General features: G+C 31.9%; 15 protein-coding genes. 3 read left to right on the forward strand and 12 right to left on the reverse strand.

Going from position 1 to position 17,887, the window contains the following annotated elements; all coding sequences use genetic code 11:
* Nucleotides 1-57: 57 nt before the first annotated feature.
* Complete coding sequence (locus tag AC1EUV_RS09865; RefSeq protein WP_480198534.1) at nt 58-1,791, reverse strand: tetratricopeptide repeat protein; 1,734 nt, start codon at nt 1,789-1,791, stop codon at nt 58-60.
* 194 nt (nt 1,792-1,985) lie between these two features.
* Between AC1EUV_RS09865 and AC1EUV_RS09870 the strand changes: the two genes are divergently transcribed.
* On the forward strand, nt 1,986-2,513 hold the full coding sequence (locus AC1EUV_RS09870; protein WP_480198535.1) for a DinB family protein: 528 nt from the start codon (nt 1,986-1,988) through the stop codon (nt 2,511-2,513).
* Between the two features lie 94 nt (nt 2,514-2,607).
* Here the strand turns inward: AC1EUV_RS09870 and AC1EUV_RS09875 are convergent, their stop codons facing one another.
* From AC1EUV_RS09875 to AC1EUV_RS09900, 6 genes are read right to left on the reverse strand one after another with little or no spacing between them, the layout of a single operon-like run.
* Nucleotides 2,608-3,366: a LytR/AlgR family response regulator transcription factor gene (locus AC1EUV_RS09875; protein ID WP_480198536.1), complete on the reverse strand. Its 759-nt coding sequence runs from the start codon at nt 3,364-3,366 to the stop codon at nt 2,608-2,610.
* A gap of 2 nt (nt 3,367-3,368) precedes the next feature.
* The gene (locus tag AC1EUV_RS09880) at nt 3,369-4,457 is read right to left on the reverse strand and encodes a sensor histidine kinase (RefSeq protein WP_480198537.1); all 1,089 of its coding nucleotides are present in this window, start codon (nt 4,455-4,457) and stop codon (nt 3,369-3,371) included.
* Between the two features lie 8 nt (nt 4,458-4,465).
* On the reverse strand, nt 4,466-5,173 hold the full coding sequence (locus AC1EUV_RS09885; protein WP_480198538.1) for a hypothetical protein: 708 nt from the start codon (nt 5,171-5,173) through the stop codon (nt 4,466-4,468).
* Nucleotide 5,174: 1 nt separating this feature from the next.
* Nucleotides 5,175-5,909, reverse strand: coding sequence for a DUF2268 domain-containing putative Zn-dependent protease (locus AC1EUV_RS09890; protein WP_480198539.1), 735 nt, complete (start codon nt 5,907-5,909; stop codon nt 5,175-5,177).
* A gap of 49 nt (nt 5,910-5,958) precedes the next feature.
* Complete coding sequence (locus AC1EUV_RS09895; RefSeq protein ID WP_480198540.1) at nt 5,959-6,936, reverse strand: alpha/beta hydrolase; 978 nt, start codon at nt 6,934-6,936, stop codon at nt 5,959-5,961.
* Nucleotides 6,937-6,942: 6 nt separating this feature from the next.
* Complete coding sequence (locus AC1EUV_RS09900; RefSeq protein WP_480198541.1) at nt 6,943-8,142, reverse strand: FG-GAP repeat domain-containing protein; 1,200 nt, start codon at nt 8,140-8,142, stop codon at nt 6,943-6,945.
* Between the two features lie 234 nt (nt 8,143-8,376).
* Between AC1EUV_RS09900 and recG the strand changes: the two genes are divergently transcribed.
* A complete protein-coding gene (recG, locus tag AC1EUV_RS09905) occupies nt 8,377-10,482 on the forward strand; it encodes an ATP-dependent DNA helicase RecG (RefSeq protein WP_480198542.1) in 2,106 nt (701 codons plus the stop codon).
* An 81-nt stretch (nt 10,483-10,563) separates the two neighbouring features.
* On the opposite strand, the gene AC1EUV_RS09910 is transcribed toward recG, so the two are convergent.
* Genes AC1EUV_RS09910 through AC1EUV_RS09920 form a run of 3 tightly spaced genes read right to left on the reverse strand, consistent with a single transcriptional unit; the run spans nt 10,564 to nt 13,617 of the window.
* Entirely contained in the window at nt 10,564-11,670 is a 1,107-nt protein-coding gene (locus AC1EUV_RS09910; RefSeq protein WP_480198543.1) for a DUF2911 domain-containing protein, read from the reverse strand.
* Nucleotides 11,671-11,693: 23 nt separating this feature from the next.
* Nucleotides 11,694-12,497 (reverse strand): alpha/beta hydrolase family protein, encoded by an 804-nt coding sequence (locus AC1EUV_RS09915; RefSeq protein ID WP_480198544.1) that lies wholly within the window; start codon nt 12,495-12,497, stop codon nt 11,694-11,696.
* 4 nt (nt 12,498-12,501) lie between these two features.
* A complete protein-coding gene (locus tag AC1EUV_RS09920) occupies nt 12,502-13,617 on the reverse strand; it encodes a DUF2911 domain-containing protein (RefSeq protein WP_480198545.1) in 1,116 nt (371 codons plus the stop codon).
* Between the two features lie 258 nt (nt 13,618-13,875).
* On the opposite strand from AC1EUV_RS09920, the gene AC1EUV_RS09925 reads away from it, so the two are divergent.
* The gene (locus AC1EUV_RS09925) at nt 13,876-14,739 is read left to right on the forward strand and encodes an N-acetylglucosamine kinase (protein ID WP_480198546.1); all 864 of its coding nucleotides are present in this window, start codon (nt 13,876-13,878) and stop codon (nt 14,737-14,739) included.
* Nucleotides 14,740-14,742: 3 nt separating this feature from the next.
* On the opposite strand, the gene AC1EUV_RS09930 is transcribed toward AC1EUV_RS09925, so the two are convergent.
* Complete coding sequence (locus AC1EUV_RS09930; protein ID WP_480198547.1) at nt 14,743-15,123, reverse strand: RidA family protein; 381 nt, start codon at nt 15,121-15,123, stop codon at nt 14,743-14,745.
* A gap of 14 nt (nt 15,124-15,137) precedes the next feature.
* Nucleotides 15,138-17,798, reverse strand: coding sequence for a putative LPS assembly protein LptD (locus tag AC1EUV_RS09935; protein ID WP_480198548.1), 2,661 nt, complete (start codon nt 17,796-17,798; stop codon nt 15,138-15,140).
* Between the last annotated feature and the right edge of the window lie 89 nt (nt 17,799-17,887).

The following is a 17,887-nucleotide window of genomic DNA, read 5'->3' on the forward strand; positions in this document are numbered from 1 at the left end:
ATAAAAGTTATTGCGATAGGAATGAACTGGGTGCATAAAACACCCAGTATAATTATCTTATAATACTGAGCTGCTTATCTCAATGTCTGCATCGGACCAAGCTTTATCAAATTCTTTTTTAATCTCTTTGGCTTCATCAATTTTCCCCTGTAGCTCTAAAGCATTATAAAGACCTATTAAAGACCAACCATTTTGCCGAAGTTTTTCTAGGTCTTCTTCATAAATTGCTTCCGCTTCAGCATATTTATTTGCTTTTAATAGAATAGCGCCTAAATTTTGTCGTGTAGGAATATACCATGCAGCGGGTTCAGTATATGTAAGCTGATCTTCTAATTCAACTGCTTTTTTAAGATGAGTAGTTGCTTTGGTAAGGTCACCTTTTAGAGCAGCAAGTTCACCTGCAACCACTTCATAAGCAATATTTGCAGACCTAGATGAAGGGTTATGAGCTGTAGCTACTAATTCTTCTAATTGAGGATCCTTTTTTAACTCAGCTAAAGCATCCAACTCTTCTTGTGCTTCTTTAATGTTATTTTTTCTGATGAAAGCAATTCCTCTTGCGTAATGCCAAATAAGGTTTAAATGTTTTATATCAGCATTTGGTTTAGGAACTGTTAAAATATCATTCCACTTACCAAAACGAGTATACGCTAATAGCGGAGTAGCAGCAAAATCTTGTAAAAAAGGCATGGTAATTAATTCACCAGTAGGAACTTTCTCAGCAGTTTTTTTTGCAGCATCTATTGCAATATCGCTAGCTCCTAAAAGACTGGCTGATGACCATAAGAAGTGAATGTTATGTGGATAATAGCCTAAAGGATAGATTCCTTGTGAATAACATTGTGAAATATAATCTTCGTCTGCAAGAATAGCCTTTTGGTTAGCTGTAACCGCATCTTTATATCGACCAATTCTGATATAAATATGCGAAGCCATATGTACTATATGACCAGCACCTGGCATTAGTGAACCAATTTTGTCTGCACTATCTTCAGCCAAATCAGGCATTGGTAATTCTACCATATGTATATAGTAATGATGGGCTCCTGCATTATTTGGATTTATGTTAATAGCCTTTTCTAGTGCGTTTTTTGCTTGATCTATATAAGGCGAAGGATTACCATCTTTATCCCAATAATTCCAAGGAGTAGTGTTCATAATCGCTGCTGCGTATAAAGTTAGCACGTCATCATCTTGTGGAAATTTTTCAGCAACTTTAGTCATTGCTTTCATATAATCCATATTCAATTCGGCAACATCTTTAGTAAGGTCATCACTATATCTAGACTGTATAGCCTCAATTAATGCTTTTTCTTTCGGTGTAGCATTTGCCAATAATTCTTTTGCTTTTTGAGCAGCTTCAAAAGCTTGCTTTTTGCGTTCATCATCTGGTAATGGATCATTGATATTAGGGCCTAAAGCATATGCTTGTCCCCAATAAGTCATAGCTGCATTTGGATCTAATCGAGAAGATTCTAAAAAAGAACGATGTGCTTCAGCATGATTAAAAGCATAGGTTAAATTCAACCCTTGATCAAAAAACTGTTGAGCCATTTTGTTTTTTGTGCTTATAGCTACGCTATGATTTCCTAAATTTTCAAAAAGTGGTGAAATTTGTCTTGTAGTGTCAACATTTTCTAATAAGAATTTTGCAGGGGTACATTTAATAAAATTTAATGCAACTTTAGTTTTTGGACTCTCAATTTTTTTCTCAATAGCCTTTGATGAGATAACATAAATAGCAGACAACACAAGCACTGCTATCAATGCCATTTTTAATGAATTTTTCATGGTACAGATGTTTAAGTTTTGTTGATATTATTTAGCATTCTAAGTGCCTTAAAATCAATCAGGTTTATCGAAGTAGGTACTTCAAAGTTACAAAAATTTACTACCAGCCGGCAACAAATATTACCATTGGCAACAATATATGTGTCAAATAGTTCTTTTTTTGTGTAATTGCCTCAAAATTCAAATTAGAACACATGAGAAAAATAGTATTTATTGTAATTGCACTTTTATTCAGTTCAATTATTGCTTTTGGTCAATCATTAAAAAAAGATAGAATGATCTATGCTTGGAAGAATATGAAGAATATGGTGGTGAATTCCGCTAAAGCTATGCCAGAAGAAAACTACAGTTTAATTCCAGCAGAAGGCTTACGAAGCTATAGCGATCAGGTAAAACATATAGCTACTTCTAATCGATTCTTTATTTCTTACTTAAACGGTAACCCGAATGCTGTAAAAGAAGCTAATGAAAAGACATTAAAAGAAGTAAAAGGTAAAGAAGCAATTGTTAAAGATTTAGCACAATCTTTTGATTATGTAATCTCAATATTGGAAGGCATGAGAGGGTTTGAAGATCAAATTAATATGTTTGGTCAAAACGTTAGTAAAATGGAAGGCTTAATGCTAATGGAGCATCATCTACATAGGGAGCAAGGAAAAGCAACTATTTATATGAGATTGAAGGGCATAGCTCCTGCTAAATCTACTAGTTGGTTATTATAGTTTTTAGTGTTATTTGATTTAATATTTAGGTAGATTTATTAAATTCAGGTTTCATAGTTTGTGAAGAAAAAGGTTAGTTAAAAACTAACCTTTTTTAATTCGACAATTTAAAACGTATTTGATTTTTATATGATCTACTAGAAGTAATTGATTTATTGTTTAAAAAATAAAATCTAAAAGTGCTGTTATTTAAATATTTATGTTCTTTTATCTTATCAATATTTATAATAAATGACCTATGAATTCTTAAAAAATTTGAACTTAACTGTTGTTCTAATAAACTTAATGATGCTCTATACAAAATAGCATCATCTTTAGTATGAATTATAACATAAACCGACCTAGCCTCAAGGTATAAAATTTCACTAACCTTAATTATTCTTTGTAATCCTTTGTCTTTAATTTTAAATTCAGTTAAATGTGGCTCTTGCGATTTATTATAATCTTTATATAATCGCATCATCTTTTCATTAAATTTAGCATGCTGTCTAAGTTGTATAATTTCCTTAGCTTTATTTAAGGCATTAAAAAAACGTTTTTCATCAAAAGGCTTTAATAAATAGTTAAGAGCTTCAGCTTCGAAAGCTTTTAAGGCATATTGATCGTAAGCAGTTGTAAAAATTACAATAGATTCAGATGCTTTTAATTTGTCAGCCACTTCTATACCTGAAATACCAGGCATCTGTATATCTAATAGTACTATATTTGGCTGGTTGTTATCAATAAATTCTAAAGCTTCTCTGCCATTTTTACATTCACCTAAGACTTCAATTTCTTGATCTTTAACTAATAAACTTTGAATATATCTTCTGGCATGAGGCTCGTCATCTACTATTAATAAAGTGGCTTTCATTTTTAAAATTCTTTAATAGTGATGTTTACAGTAAAGGTAGTTTCATTTTTTAGTATAGTTAACTGCTGATTACCTCCGTAGATTTGCTGAAGTCTATTTTTTAGGTTTTTAAGACCTAGTTTAGTTGAATTTTTTTTATCAAAATTTTCCTCTTCAGATGGAATTGTATTACTCAAATTTATATGCAAGACATTATCCTTTAATTTGGTACTAAGCTTAATTGTGCCATTGTCTTCTAATAATGATATACCATGCTTAAAAGCATTTTCTGCCAATGGTTGTAATAACAAAGAAGGAACTAATTTAGCTTTACTTAATCTATCGATATCAAAAATAATTGTTAAACGATCATGAAAGCGTTCTTGTTCGATATCGAGGTAATCTTTTAGGTAGTCTAATTCCTCTTCTAAAGTCACTAATTGTTTATCGCTTTGTTCAAGTATTTTACGCAGTAGGTTGCTGATTTTCATCACCATAGATCTTGCCTTATCATCATCGTGTCCAATCAAAGTTTGTAGTGCGTGTAACGAATTGAATAAAAAATGTGGATTGAGTTGTGCTCTTAATGATCTTAGTTGCGAAACATGTAATTGATTTTCGAGCCCTATTAGCTTTAACTTTCTGTCTTGAGAAGTACGATATGTGTCAACAATTTTAATAATGCCCAGTATAATAACTAAATCTAAAAGCCTACTAGGAAATACACGAAAGAAAATTTCACCAAATTGCTTAAAGGCTTCAAATATTGTGATATCTTCTGTAAAAAGTCTATATGTAAAAAAGATTGTATTTGATAAAATTAGATGGATTATAGCTAATAGAAGTGCGCTTAATAAAGCTGTAGTTAAGGGTTTAATAATTGGCTTCTTTAATGTATTAAAACCTATATAAAGTCCATAAATCCAGTTAAATAGAACTGCCCATAATAAATACTTTATAGTAAATAGAACGATATAATTAATGCGAATAATAGTTTGTCCTTGTTCATTTGTCGTTAAAGACTGTAGTGTAACTACCAAACTAAATACAATAGCTATAAGGTAAATATATTTTAATGAGAATGGTGATCTATTTTTTCGTAGCAAAAGCATGTATAAAGTTATTCATTTAAAGTAAAATCTTTTGAAGTAAGTGGTGGATTAAGAATTATTTTATTGATTTGATACTTAATTAGTAATTGATCATCACCAAATAAAGACATGGTTTTAGGGAAATAAATATTACCTATTTTTTGATAATCATTAAAAACAGTTTTAAAAAGCGTGCCTTTCCATCTTTCTTCTTCAGAATATTCTTCAATAATTTCAACTAGGAAGTTTGACTTATTGATATAATACCATTGAATATCTCTAAGGCTTTTATAAAGACTTATTTTATAATATTCTTTATTATCAATAATTGTGTCTTTTTCTAAAGAAGGTTTATATCCTTTTTCTTTATAGAGAATTAGTTCATCAAAAAAGTCTGCTTCTTCGTGCATTTCAGTTTCTATTCCTTTTGTCATTTTTTTAGCAACTCCATTATTAATGATATATCCTTTATTGCCATCATAGCTTAAAATGCGATCACTGTCTGGATACCTAAACACCATTTTAAAGTGATTGGGTTTGAGCATGTATTGATGGCTTGAAAATTCATTCTCAACAACTTTGCCAGTAAGTTCCATTTTAAATGACTTTATTGTTTGCCAAGCCTCTTTACCTCCAATATTATGAGCATATTTTTCAATTATTTTGGAAGCATTATTTTGAGAATAAGCCAAATTTGTTGCTAACAAAAGATACAATAAAGACAAGGCTTTTTTCATGCTATTGGATGAATGAACTAGCTTCTTCGTTATGAAGGTTTGATGGAAATTTAGTTGGGTTTTCTGCTAAATAATCTTGCACTAGTTTAAATCCGATGGAATATCCTGTCCATCTAGGGATAGATGTAGTAGAGCCAAAAAACCAACTATCATGATTATAATTGGTATTATTCCAGTTATCTGATGCATTAGTAATCCATAAATCAAGTTCACTTTCTGAAAGTGCTTTTGTCCAAAGTGGTGGTTCAATACCAAAAAGCTCAACTGAAAAAGAATCTGCTAGACCTTCAGTAATAACAGCCTCTAATAACGTATTGCCATAGCCAACAGACCTTCTACGTTTGGCATGATGTATTTCATGAGCTAGTAAAGGACCAAACTCTTCAGCAATTGACTGTGAAAAATTACTAAAGTTAGGGTTTAAAGACATAATGACTTCATTTTGATTCGGGTTAAAACCTCCAATTCCTATCTCTGGGATAACTCTTGAAGGAGCAGTGCGTACTCTTATAGTAAGATTCTCAACTGACATCTTACTGTTTACTAAAATAACAGTTTCTCTAACTACTCGTTCAATATCATCTTTTTGGTTTTCTGAGATGTCATTATCTTGAAATACTAGTTTGTTATTAAATCCAACATCAATTGAGGGGACAGCATCATCTGATGAAGAACAACTAAAGACAATTAAACTTGTTGACAAAGTGAAAAGTATTAGAATAGCTACCTTCTTCATAATTTTATTTATTTAAAATTTATAAATTTCTTTTAAATACATTTTAGGATTATTTCCCTGCCCGTAATTTTATGTAATCAATTATTAATTCTCTGTAAGTACTATCATCATTATCTGATAGATCTTTAGACAAACCAGCATGATTCTTGTCTCTTACATGATAAAATTCCATGGTTTTATAATCGGCTTTTTTGGCAGCTTCTTCTAAAAGCAAAGTGTAATCATAGGTGTCAGTTTCAGATATCACTAATTGGGGAACCCATTGATTGTTTATATATTCTGTTGGTGATGCTTTTCGAATACCTTCCATAGAATCTCCAAATACACCTTTTACATGACTGTCTGCCATGGCTTTGCCGTTACCAACTAAATGAGAATTGTAATATGCAACGATATCATAAGCACCGGCGATAGGTATAGTAGCTTTTATTTCTTTTACTGACCTACCAACCTCCGTCAAATAAGTTGGGTCCATCGCAAGTAGTGCAGATAGGTGAGCACCAGCTGAAAATCCACTAACAAAGATTGAATGCTTGTCGTACTCATATTTTTTGGCATTATCATATACCCAAGAAAATGCTCTAGCTACATCTTTAATGTGAGCAGGGTGTTCAACACCAGTATTCCATTCTGGATTTCTCCAAGTTGCCGGACTTAATCTATAACTCATCACGGCAACTGCAATACCTTTTTTAGCAAAATTTCTAGCCAAAGTAGTTTCAAATTTTCTATCTCCAAAAGCCCAAGCTCCGCCATGTATCCAAAGCATTATTGGTGGGTTTTTAACTCTTTTTGGTAAAAATAAATTAAGTTTATGCTTTATTAAGTCAGCATCCTTACCTTGGTAATATGGGATATCATAAATCTCTTTAATGGAGTTGTTTACAATGTAGTTATCAGCTATATCCTGTTTTTTAGATTCAGGCTTTACACAGCTTGATATTCCATAAAAAGGAAAAATAAATAAAAGCGAGACTAGGGTGTTTAACCTAAATATTGATATAATACTCTTTGCTTTGAATTTCATAATTAGTTAATTGGTATCTCTTAATAATAATATGTCATTACCTCTAAAGTTGCAGAGGTAGATATCGGTTAAGCCGTCTTTGTTAAAATCGGCAAATTGAAAATCGAAAGGATAGGCATTTAACTCAGGGAAATAATCCTTTGTACTATCACTAAACTTATTGTTCTTATCATTTATTAGAACAATATTGTCAAGTTCATTAAATCTATTTCCTGAAATTAAATCTAGATAACCATCATTATTAATATCAAAAAAAGAGGCGCCAATCGTTCTTATAGAACTTTTTGGTAAAGCAGTATTGGTAATCTCACTAAACTTCCCAGCTCCGTCATTTAACAATAATCTGTTTTGCGGATTACCAATACCACCAAAATCAACATTAGCAAAAAATAAATCTAGATCTCCATCATTATCAATATCTGCAGCTTCTACTTCACGAGTCTGATCATTTACATTTGGTAGTCTAGAACTAGTTTCATCAGTAAAAACACCAGAGCCGTTATTGGTTAGGATTCTATTATTGGTTTCGTTTGCTTCAATAATATCAAGATCATTATCACCATCTATATCTTTTAATTCGATGTCTTGCGTCGTTGCATTTCCGCCTGGGAGTCTTGTTGAGGTTTCATCTATAAATTCTCCTTTACCATCATTAATTAGCAGAAAATTTTGCCCTCGATTTCCAATGATTAAGTCAGCAAAACCATCATTGTTAAAATCTGTAGTCTCTACAACATTAGAGGTGCCAGAAACTTTAATAAAATCATTGGCATTGGTAAATGTTGCATCGCCATTGTTAAGGTAATATTCATTGGTTTGATCATCTTCACTTACAAATATGATGTCTAAGTCACCATCATTGTCGAAATCGGCAATAGCAATATCTTCAGAATCGTGAACTGTATTTGGGAACCTTACATTGCTCTCGTCATTTAATACTCCTGTTCCGTCGTTTATTAGAATAATATTTCTTCTAAATTCCATGACCAGTATCATATCAATATCTCCATCATTATCTATATCTATTGCTTCGCCGTCCATAGAATTTCCATCAAGATTGGTACTATTTAAATTAGTCTGACTAGCATTTTTAAATATTGGAGTTTGATTATTTTCTGGAGGCTGCGTATTAGAATTCTCTGAAGAATTGCTACATCCTATTAACATAAAAAGTTGAATTACAGGTATAAAAAATTCAGATACCATTGTTGTTGTTTTATTATGTGTGATTATTCTCATTTATAAAGTACCTTAAGTTTTACAAATGTTACGTAGAATGTTGTGTATTGCAATATTCGTTGCGAACAGCAAAAGACCTGCTTAAATTTAAACCTAGTTTTTTGGGATGGCTGCCAAAGTATTGTTAAAGAATGAGCTATAGTTTGTGACTGTATTTAATTACTCAAATTAGTATCTTCGTTTTTGATATAATTTCTCAGATTGTCGTTACCAGATTTACATAAACCAATAGATTACTTAAAGGGTGTTGGCCCTGCTAGAGCTGATCTTTTAAGAAGGGAACTAGGTATAAGAACCTTAGTGGATTTAGCTAACTTTTTTCCTAATCGTTATATAGATCGTACACAATTTTTAAAAATTAATCAGTTGCAGCAAAATTCTGCTGAAGTACAAATAGTCGGAAAAATTACTGACATAAAAACAGTAAAACAAAAAAGAGGAAGCCGTTTGGTTGCCACTTTTACCGACGAAACAGGCTCAATGGAACTAGTTTGGTTTAGGGGTGCTAAGTGGATAAAAGACAATCTGAAAATTAATACACCTTACGTAGCCTTTGGTAGAACTAATTGGTTTAATGGTATGTTTAACATGCCTCACCCAGAACTTGATTCTGTACAAAATTATAAGAAAAGTTTACAAACTGCTATGCAGCCGGTATACCCTTCTACTGAAAACCTTTCTAATAAAGGAATTACCAATAGAGTAGTGGTTAAGATGATGCAAAACCTATTTGAAACCACCGGAAAGAATTTTGAAGAAACCTTATCAGTTAATCTGCTAAATGATTTGCAATTAATCTCTAAAGGTGAAGCTTTACTCAATATTCATTTTCCTCAAAATCAAAGCTTATTAACTAAGGCTCAACAACGATTAAAGTTTGAGGAATTATTTTTTATTCAACTTCAGCTGATTAGAAAAAAACTAATTCATAAAACGAAGATCAAAGGATATGTTTTTGATAAAGTTGGTGAAAATTTCAACCAATTTTATTCAGATCATTTACCGTTTGAATTAACCAACGCACAAAAAAGAGTTATTAGAGAGATACGCAAAAATCTCGGTTCTAGTGCTCAAATGAATCGTTTACTTCAAGGTGATGTGGGCTCTGGTAAAACCATTGTTGCACTGCTATGCATTTTGTTAGCGCTAGATAATGGATTTCAATCCACATTAATGGCACCAACAGAAATTTTAGCCACTCAGCATTTTAATGCTATACATGAGCTCCTTAACGGGATGGAGATTACTATTGCTTTATTGACTGGTTCTACAAAGACAAGCGATCGTAAAGTTATTCATGAGCAACTAGAGAATGGAGAATTAGATATACTTATTGGAACACATGCACTTTTAGAGGATAAAGTAAAGTTCAAAAATTTAGGATTAGCGATTATCGATGAACAACACAGATTTGGTGTAGCCCAGAGGGCAAAAATGTGGATGAAGAATGAATTACCACCTCATGTTTTAGTGATGACGGCTACTCCAATACCGAGAACTTTGGCTATGAGTGTTTACGGTGATTTAGATATTTCTGTAATAGATGAATTGCCTCCGGGAAGAAAAGAAATAAAGACTGCTCATAGATATGATAGTAATCGTTTGAGTGTATTTCAATTCTTGAAAGAAGAAATAGCTAAAGGAAGGCAGGTTTATATAGTATATCCTCTAATTCAAGAATCACAAAAACTTGATTTTAAAGATTTGATGGATGGTTATGAAAGTATAGTCAGGGAATTTCCAAGGCCAGATTATCAAGTAAGTATTGTTCATGGTAAGATGAAACCTGCTGATAAAGAATATGAAATGCAACGTTTTTTAAAAAGAGAAACGCAGATTATGGTTGCCACTACGGTAATTGAAGTAGGTGTAAACATTCCTAATGCATCAGTAATGGTTGTAGAAAGTGCTGAACGCTTCGGGTTATCTCAGTTACACCAATTACGTGGTAGAGTAGGGCGTGGAGCTGAACAAAGCTATTGTATCTTAATGACTAGTTTTAAACTTACTAATGAAGCAAAAATACGCTTAGAAACAATGGTTAAAACAAATGATGGGTTTGAAATTGCCGAAGCTGATCTAAAATTACGAGGGCCAGGAGATTTAATGGGTACTCAGCAAAGTGGTGTATTAAATTTGCGAATTGCTGATGTTGTTAGAGACACGACAATCTTAAAAAAGGCAAGAGAAGTAGCTATCAGTATTCTAAATGATGATCCAAATTTATCTAAGCTTGAAAATAGAAATATAAATAAAGCGTACCAAGAGATTACAAGAAACAGAGCTATTTGGGCGAATATAAGTTAATGTCATATTGAGCAAAGCGAAGATTTTTTTTTAGATATTTCACTTCGCTTTGCTCAATATGACATGTGTTTTCTTATAAGATTAAATTTCCACTCCTAACTCCTTTAACATCTTTATAGAATTTGCTTTTAAAGCAGGATTAGGATTTAATGTAAGTGACTTTTTATAGTTTTTAATCGCATTTTTTTTATCACCTTTAGTTTTATAACCTTCGCCTAAGCTATCATAAACGTTCGCATTTGTTGGATTTTGCTTCACATTAAGTTTAAAAATTTCGATAGCCTTATCAACTTTACCATTAGTTAAGAATTGATATCCAACAGTATTCAACTGATTTACATTTGCCAGTGGTATAATTTCTTCTTGTAATTTTAAACTTTCTTCTGTTTTACCTTGCTTGGCTAAAATTTGTGATTTGATGAATTGGTTAGCAAATGTTTTTTGACTAAAAAATTGGCCAGCTATTGCAGCATCTATCCATTGTAAAGCTTCTTCTAAGTCTCCACCATTATTTTGAGACCAATTAGCAGCTTGTTCCCAGTTTTGGCGAGCAAAACCTTTTTGACCTTTCATTTCATTTCTAATATCAGTTAATACGATATCTGTAACAGGAACTTCAATTTTAAAAGGGATTTGCTTCTTTTCCCAAACTAAAGCAGCCGTTGTAGATGTTGGTTGTACATCTACAAAATCAAAAGTCAATAATTCTCTATGTGGAACTTCCTCCGATTTTACTGTAAATTTTGCAACATCATTAGCAGGATCATAAAAGAAACTACCCCATGCCTTGATGTCTTTAGATAAGATTACATCGGCGTCACCATTTTCTTTAATGACCATATGCAATCCATACTTGCCCGCTTTTACAGAAGTGCCTTCTATTGTTACATCGTCTGTAAATTTAATAACAGTATTTTCATTAGCGCCAGCACGCCAGGGTGATTCTTTAGCTGTACCAAAGCCAAGATTATTCATTCCGTACGGTACTAATTTCCCCCAAATTTCTCGCTTATTAACCTTTGGTCTAGAATAAGTAATATAAATATCGGTAGTACCCACACGTTGTTTGACCGTGGCTTGTTGACTACCCCTTGGTGTGTTTAACTGTGCTTCTATAGTTGTGCTAAAAAATAAAATTGCAACTAAGATTAAAGTTGATAAAATGTTTTTTGTAATAATTTGTTTCATAATAGGTTGGTTTACGATAAAAGTTATTTTAATCTATCCAAAAAGGTTTTTACAACCTTCCAGTTTTCACTTATGTTGTTATTTACTCTGTCTTGTACAAGCATAGATGAGCCATGGACGCCGTTTTCAGTTATAAAAACTTGATGCCCTTTTTGACGAGCAAGCTCAATTTGTTTTTTTGCAGCTTCTGATTCTGCTTCACTAGGCGGCTTTAAGATTAATAGAGGAACATTTTTTAACGAACTAAAATATTCTTTGGGTTGGCAATTATTCATTGGTTTCCCAGAAGCAGGTGAGAAAGCAAGCACTCCTTTTATTTTGTCACTATGATTGAGAGCTAGTTTAATAGCCAAGGTAGCACTATAACTACTCCCCCATAATATTTTATTACCTATAAATCCAACATCATCTGCAAACTTGAGTGCAGCTTCTAGATCGGGATACGCATCGCAATATGTATAACCGTTAAAAGAAAAATTTTTATAAGCTATGTTTGAGACCGTTCTATTATAGTTACCATACATTTGACCGCCTAAACGTTGATCAATGCTCAAAATATTATATCCTAAAGAAGTCAATTCAGGAATAATTGTAGAATATTCACCTCTAGCATTAGCTCCTCCCTGATGAAATAGCAAAATAATATCTGACGATTTATTTATTTTATATAAATCGCCAAATATTTTTATACTATCCTTGGTAAAAAACGAAACTTCTTTTTGAGCTTCCTTTTTTTCTAGGGTTTTATGATTCTCACTCTTTTTATCTTCAACATTGCAAGAGATTATTGAAATAGTAAGAATGAGAATTGTTAATTGTTTGAGCATAGATTTAGTTTATATCCTCACCTTTTTTAAGCTTATCAATATTTGCTTGAACTCTTCCTTTTTGAGGGTCTCCAGGAGCTAATGCTAAAGCTTTATTTAAATACTTAATGGCATTTTTATAATCACCTTTTGCAGAATATGCTCTACCTAATCCATAATTTACTGGCCACGTATTTTTATTATTGGCTGCATTCCATTTAAAGATCTCCATAGCCTTGTCTTTTAAGCCTAAACCTATCAATTGACGACCATATCCGTGAACTTGGAACACTGTTCCATCTTTTAATGACTCATCCATTAACTTTAAAGCTTCATCCTGCTTTTTCATTTTATTTAAGATACCAGCTTTGATTTGAGCATTTGCAAATGTTTTTTGACTAAAAAATTGACCTTGCCTTGCAGCATCTATCCATTGCAAAGCTTCTTCTAAGTCTCCACCATTATTTTGAGACCAATTAGCAGCTTGTTCCCAGTTTTGGCGAGCAAAACCTTTTTGACCTTTCATTTCATTTCTAATATCAGTTAATACGATATCTGTAACAGGGACTTCAATTTTAAAAGGGATTTGCTTCTTTTCCCAAACTAAAGCAGCCGTTGTAGATGTTGGTTGTACATCTACAAAATCAAAAGTCAATAATTCTCTATGTGGAACTTCCTCCGATTTTACTGTAAATTTTGCAACATCATTAGCAGGATCATAAAAGAAACTACCCCATGCCTTGATGTCTTTAGATAAGATTACATCGGCGTCACCATTTTCTTTAATGACCATATGCAATCCATACTTGCCCGCTTTTACAGAAGTGCCTTCTATTGTTACATCGTCTGTAAATTTAATAACAGTATTTTCATTAGCGCCAGCACGCCAGGGTGATTCTTTAGCTGTACCAAAGCCAAGATTATTCATTCCGTACGGTACTAATTTCCCCCAAATTTCTCGCTTATTAACCTTTGGTCTAGAATAAGTAATATAAATGTCAGTTGTACCTACACGTTGTTTGACCGTGGCTTGTTGACTACCCCTTGGTGTGTTTAACTGTGCTTCTATAGTTGTGCTAAAAAATAAAATTGCAACTAAGATTAAAGTTGATAAAATGTTTTTTGTAATAATTTGTTTCATAATAGGTTGGTTTACATTAATAATTAAATAGAAATAATTTGGGAGAAGTATGGTTTTGATTACGAGCTTGAAATTAGTTATATCTATTCGTGTGGGTAGTTATAGCTTTGTTAAAGTTTATATTTAAATGTTAAATTCGATTTTTAAATTTTTAAATACCTAAAATTAGAATCTTATTTTTCCAATATTCATAAAAATGATATAAAAATGATAATCCTTCATCTATGTTTTTTAAATTTACAGCGCTAACGAAATAATATGATACTAATAGTTGATAGTGGTTCAACAAAATGTGATTGGAAAGCCATTGATAAAAAAGGTAACCAATTACTAGAAAAGATTCGTACCAAAGGTTTAAACCCTGCTATCTTATCGGAAAAAAAGCTGACTAAAATTATAAAGAAGAATGAGTTGCTCAGAAACCATAAAAAAGAAGTTACACATGTTTTCTTTTATGGAGCAGGTTGTGGTACAGATAAAGCCGCAAATTTACTTAAAAATGTTTTGGAAAAAATATTTATTGATGCATTTGTAGATGTTAAAGAAGATACTATGGCGGCTGTTTTTGCAACAGTAAATCATGAGAATGAGGCTGCAGTGGTATGTATTTTAGGTACTGGTTCTAATTGTAGTTATTATGATGGTAAAGTATTACATCAAAAAGTTAAATCATTAGGTTATTCTATTATGGATGATGCTGCTGGTAATTATTTTGGTAGACAGTTGCTAAGGGATTATTACTTTAATAAAATGTCAGAAAATATTAAAATAGCTTTTGAAGAGAAATATAATCTTGAAGCAGATTTTATAAAATATAATTTATACAAACAGCCTAATCCTAATGCTTATTTAGCTTCGTTTGCAGAATTCATGTTTTTAAATAAAGATTCTGATTATATTATTAAATTAATTAAGGATGGAATACGTTTGTTCGCAAATAATATGATCATGCAATACAAAGAAGAGCTTAAAAATGTTCCTGTACATTTTGCAGGCTCAATAGCTTTTTTCTCACAAGAGCAAATAAAAGAAGTAGCTAAAGAATTAAATTTTAAAGTAGGTAATTTTGAACGAAGGCCTATAGAAGGGCTTGTGAAATACCATGTAAATAATCTTACATAAAAACTATTTAATTGCTATCATAGAGATCTCAACGTTCACATTTTTAGGTAAACATGCTACTTGTACAGTTTCTCGAGCTGGAGCTGTTTCTTCATTAAAATATCTGCCATAAACTTCATTAATTGCAACAAAATCATTCATATCTGAAATGAATATGGAGGTTTTTACCACATTTTCAAAAGTCATTTCTGCTGCCTCTAAAACGGCTTTCATGTTTTCCATAACTTGTTTGGTCTCTGTTTTAATATCATCTAAAACTAATTCTCCAGTTTTAGGGTTTATTGCAACTTGCCCAGAAGCATATAAAGTATTTCCCTTTAATACTGCTTGACTATATGGTCCAATAGGAGCCGGGGCATTTGATGTTGATACAATTTTTTTCATATTAGCTGTTTTTTTTAAAATAATCTTCTGTCTGGTACTTTGCGTTGATCGTATTTTAAATCACTTAAAATAGATGATTTTACTCCAATAAAAAAGTAATAAGTTGTATTACTGCCAAAAGGAATCCAGTTAAAACTCATACGCCAACTATCGAGATCACGTTCGAAATTTAAACTTGTTGGTGTAATGCCTTGTTGTTTGAAATCATACCCAGAAGAAATACCGACGTTCCATTTAGGAGACAACTCTATGCTTCCAGAAAATTGTAATGAATTTGATGATATTTCATTTTGCCTTCGAGAGTTTGAATAACTAAAGGTATGTCTAAAACTTAAATTCCAAGGAATAGATGCACTATATAATTTCACATTTTTTTCTTCTTCCTTTTCTGTGGAATTTCTATTGTCAAATGCACTATTTCTTGTGGTAAGATTCCCACCGAGTAAAGCACTAGAATCTGGATTTTGTGGCTGATTGCCGTTAGGTTTTGTTTTGTTTTTTCCGAAATCATCACTAGACAATGAATAACTTGTCGAAACACTAGCACTGGTAAGTCTAAATAAACTTCCTCCATTATTGATATTAAATGTATTTATTCTAGTACCATTAGCATTCAATGCATAAGGATCTAGAGAAGCACTCATATTTAAACTTAATTTATTGTCAAAAAACTGAGTACCGGCTGTCATTCGAACAGGGCTCCAGTTTAAAGAGTCAGCCGCTATATTATAACTTGTTGAAAAATTTAAATTATTTAATAATGTAATTTTTTTTGCTTCTGTTTGTGCAGAATCTTTCGGCATCACTTTAGCTTCCAATACATTATTTAAAGAAATACCAATGCTGCTAGACAGACCTCTTGAAGGAGCTCCATATATTCCTTCCTCAAAGCGTGAATATTCTAGCAAATCATCTTCATCATCGCTTTGTTGAACAGCATCATAAAAATTACTAAAATCTGGCCGATAACTAAAGGAAATAGATGGTCTAATAGTATGCCTTATAGCTTTTAACCTTCCTTTTTTGAAATTGAATGTTCCATAAATATTTGTAGAGGCCGACAAGCTTGCTGAATATTCTCTATAAGAATCAAAACCATTTATTGTATCTGTTACCACCTGATCACCTATTGGTTCCGTTGGGTCAAAACGTTTACTGATAGTCTTCAAATATGAAACCTCATTATAATTTGCACTAGGTGAAATAGTAATATATTTAAGAGCCTTCATGTTCGTTCCTAGAGAAACAGTTTGCCGCATACCGCTTCGAGCATTTTTAAACATGTCGGATTTTAAAAACTCTTCATCAGTTGTAGAAATTCTATTTTGTAAATCAAGATTATAGTTCAACCCTAAATTATGAAATGCATTTTTTTTAGCTCCCGATTTTGGGGCAAAAGGATAAATACGATCCATACTCAATTGTAATGAAGGCAAATTCATATCTATTCGCTCGGTATTGGTATTCTGAGTATGAGTTAAAGACATGTTCATATTAAATGGAGTGCCAACAAATTTTTTATAATAAGTGACAGACGATTGAAAGGTATTGGTAACATTTTGTGCAACATTAATTTCATTTAGAGATTGCCTGAAATATTGACTACTTCCCAAATTCACTGAAGCAGAAAATCTTGAATTTGGATTTGATTTAGCATCTTGACTATGGTTCCATCTTACATAAAAATTATTCGTTTTACCAAAATTTGGGAAGCCTCTTTGACCAGTTATTAAGTTTTCAAAACGTAAGCTAAATGCTCCACTAAATTTATAGCGTAGAGCATAATTAGATTCAAAACGTAGTGCCCAACTACCATTGGTGTATACATCACCCAAAACTGCGAGGTCAACATAATCATTAATAGCAAAATAATAACCACCATTTTGTAAGAAGAATCCTTGATTATTATTCTCGCCCCATGTAGGCAATATAATACCAGATTCTGATTCTTCTTTACTTAACGGAGCATAAAAAAATGGCAAAATAGCTGGTGTAGGAACCTCGGCAAGATATAATTGCGATAAACCACCTACAATCTTTTTATTGGGTACTACTTTAATATTATTAGTTACAATCTTATAATCTGGTTTTTCTTTTTGAGATGTTGTAAACTGAGCTTTGCTAATATATAGTGTTGAGTCGTTTTCACGTTTCGTGATTTCACCTCTTATGTACACACCCGTTTGCTCTGTTTTGGTATTATATATAACAGCTTTTTCATTCTTAAAATTATAAATTAAAGAATCTTGTTCAGATTCTTGCCCAGCTTGTTTAAAAATAGGTTTTTGAATGTAGTTACCTAAGCTATCTAATATACCCTTAGCATAAGCTAGGTTTTTGCTATAATCTATAATTATAATACCTGCTCTTAATTCAATATCTTGATAAAGCACTTCGGCATTATTATAAAGCGTTGCACGTTTATTTATGAAATCATTAGAGATATAATCATCAGATTTCTTTTTAATAATATCCTGTAAGAATTCTTTTGGTGTTTTTAAACTGTCAACTTTGGTAGAATCTGTAGCCGACACTCGTAAATTTCTATCAAGGTTAAGTGAGTCTTTTCTAATAGCAACACTATCTTTTTTAGTGTCGATTTGCGCAAAACTAAGCTGATTTGCAACACCTAAAAAAAGTAAAACTAAAAGTATGTGCTTTAAATTTGTATGCAATGCTATTAATAGTATTTTTGTAAATGTAAAAACGGCTTAGTTTTTGAGTTTACAAACTTACATATATTTTTTATGTGGTTATGCTTAAT

The sequence above is a fragment of the Maritimimonas sp. 2304DJ26-3 genome (genome assembly GCF_056591635.1).

What these genes read in the sequence shown, in the direction of transcription:
- AC1EUV_RS09925 (WP_480198546.1), top strand. Translation starts at nt 13,876, where the DNA reads ATGATACTAATAGTTGATAGTGGTTCAACAAAATGTGATTGGAAAGCC.
- AC1EUV_RS09915 (WP_480198544.1), bottom strand. Translation starts at nt 12,497, where the DNA reads ATGCTCAAACAATTAACAATTCTCATTCTTACTATTTCAATAATCTCT.
- AC1EUV_RS09870 (WP_480198535.1), top strand. Translation starts at nt 1,986, where the DNA reads ATGAGAAAAATAGTATTTATTGTAATTGCACTTTTATTCAGTTCAATT.
- AC1EUV_RS09920 (WP_480198545.1), bottom strand. Translation starts at nt 13,617, where the DNA reads ATGAAACAAATTATTACAAAAAACATTTTATCAACTTTAATCTTAGTT.
- AC1EUV_RS09890 (WP_480198539.1), bottom strand. Translation starts at nt 5,909, where the DNA reads ATGAAGAAGGTAGCTATTCTAATACTTTTCACTTTGTCAACAAGTTTA.
- AC1EUV_RS09880 (WP_480198537.1), bottom strand. Translation starts at nt 4,457, where the DNA reads ATGCTTTTGCTACGAAAAAATAGATCACCATTCTCATTAAAATATATT.
- AC1EUV_RS09930 (WP_480198547.1), bottom strand. Translation starts at nt 15,123, where the DNA reads ATGAAAAAAATTGTATCAACATCAAATGCCCCGGCTCCTATTGGACCA.
- AC1EUV_RS09865 (WP_480198534.1), bottom strand. Translation starts at nt 1,791, where the DNA reads ATGAAAAATTCATTAAAAATGGCATTGATAGCAGTGCTTGTGTTGTCT.
- AC1EUV_RS09885 (WP_480198538.1), bottom strand. Translation starts at nt 5,173, where the DNA reads ATGAAAAAAGCCTTGTCTTTATTGTATCTTTTGTTAGCAACAAATTTG.
- AC1EUV_RS09900 (WP_480198541.1), bottom strand. Translation starts at nt 8,142, where the DNA reads ATGGTATCTGAATTTTTTATACCTGTAATTCAACTTTTTATGTTAATA.
- AC1EUV_RS09895 (WP_480198540.1), bottom strand. Translation starts at nt 6,936, where the DNA reads ATGAAATTCAAAGCAAAGAGTATTATATCAATATTTAGGTTAAACACC.
- AC1EUV_RS09910 (WP_480198543.1), bottom strand. Translation starts at nt 11,670, where the DNA reads ATGAAACAAATTATTACAAAAAACATTTTATCAACTTTAATCTTAGTT.
- AC1EUV_RS09875 (WP_480198536.1), bottom strand. Translation starts at nt 3,366, where the DNA reads ATGAAAGCCACTTTATTAATAGTAGATGACGAGCCTCATGCCAGAAGA.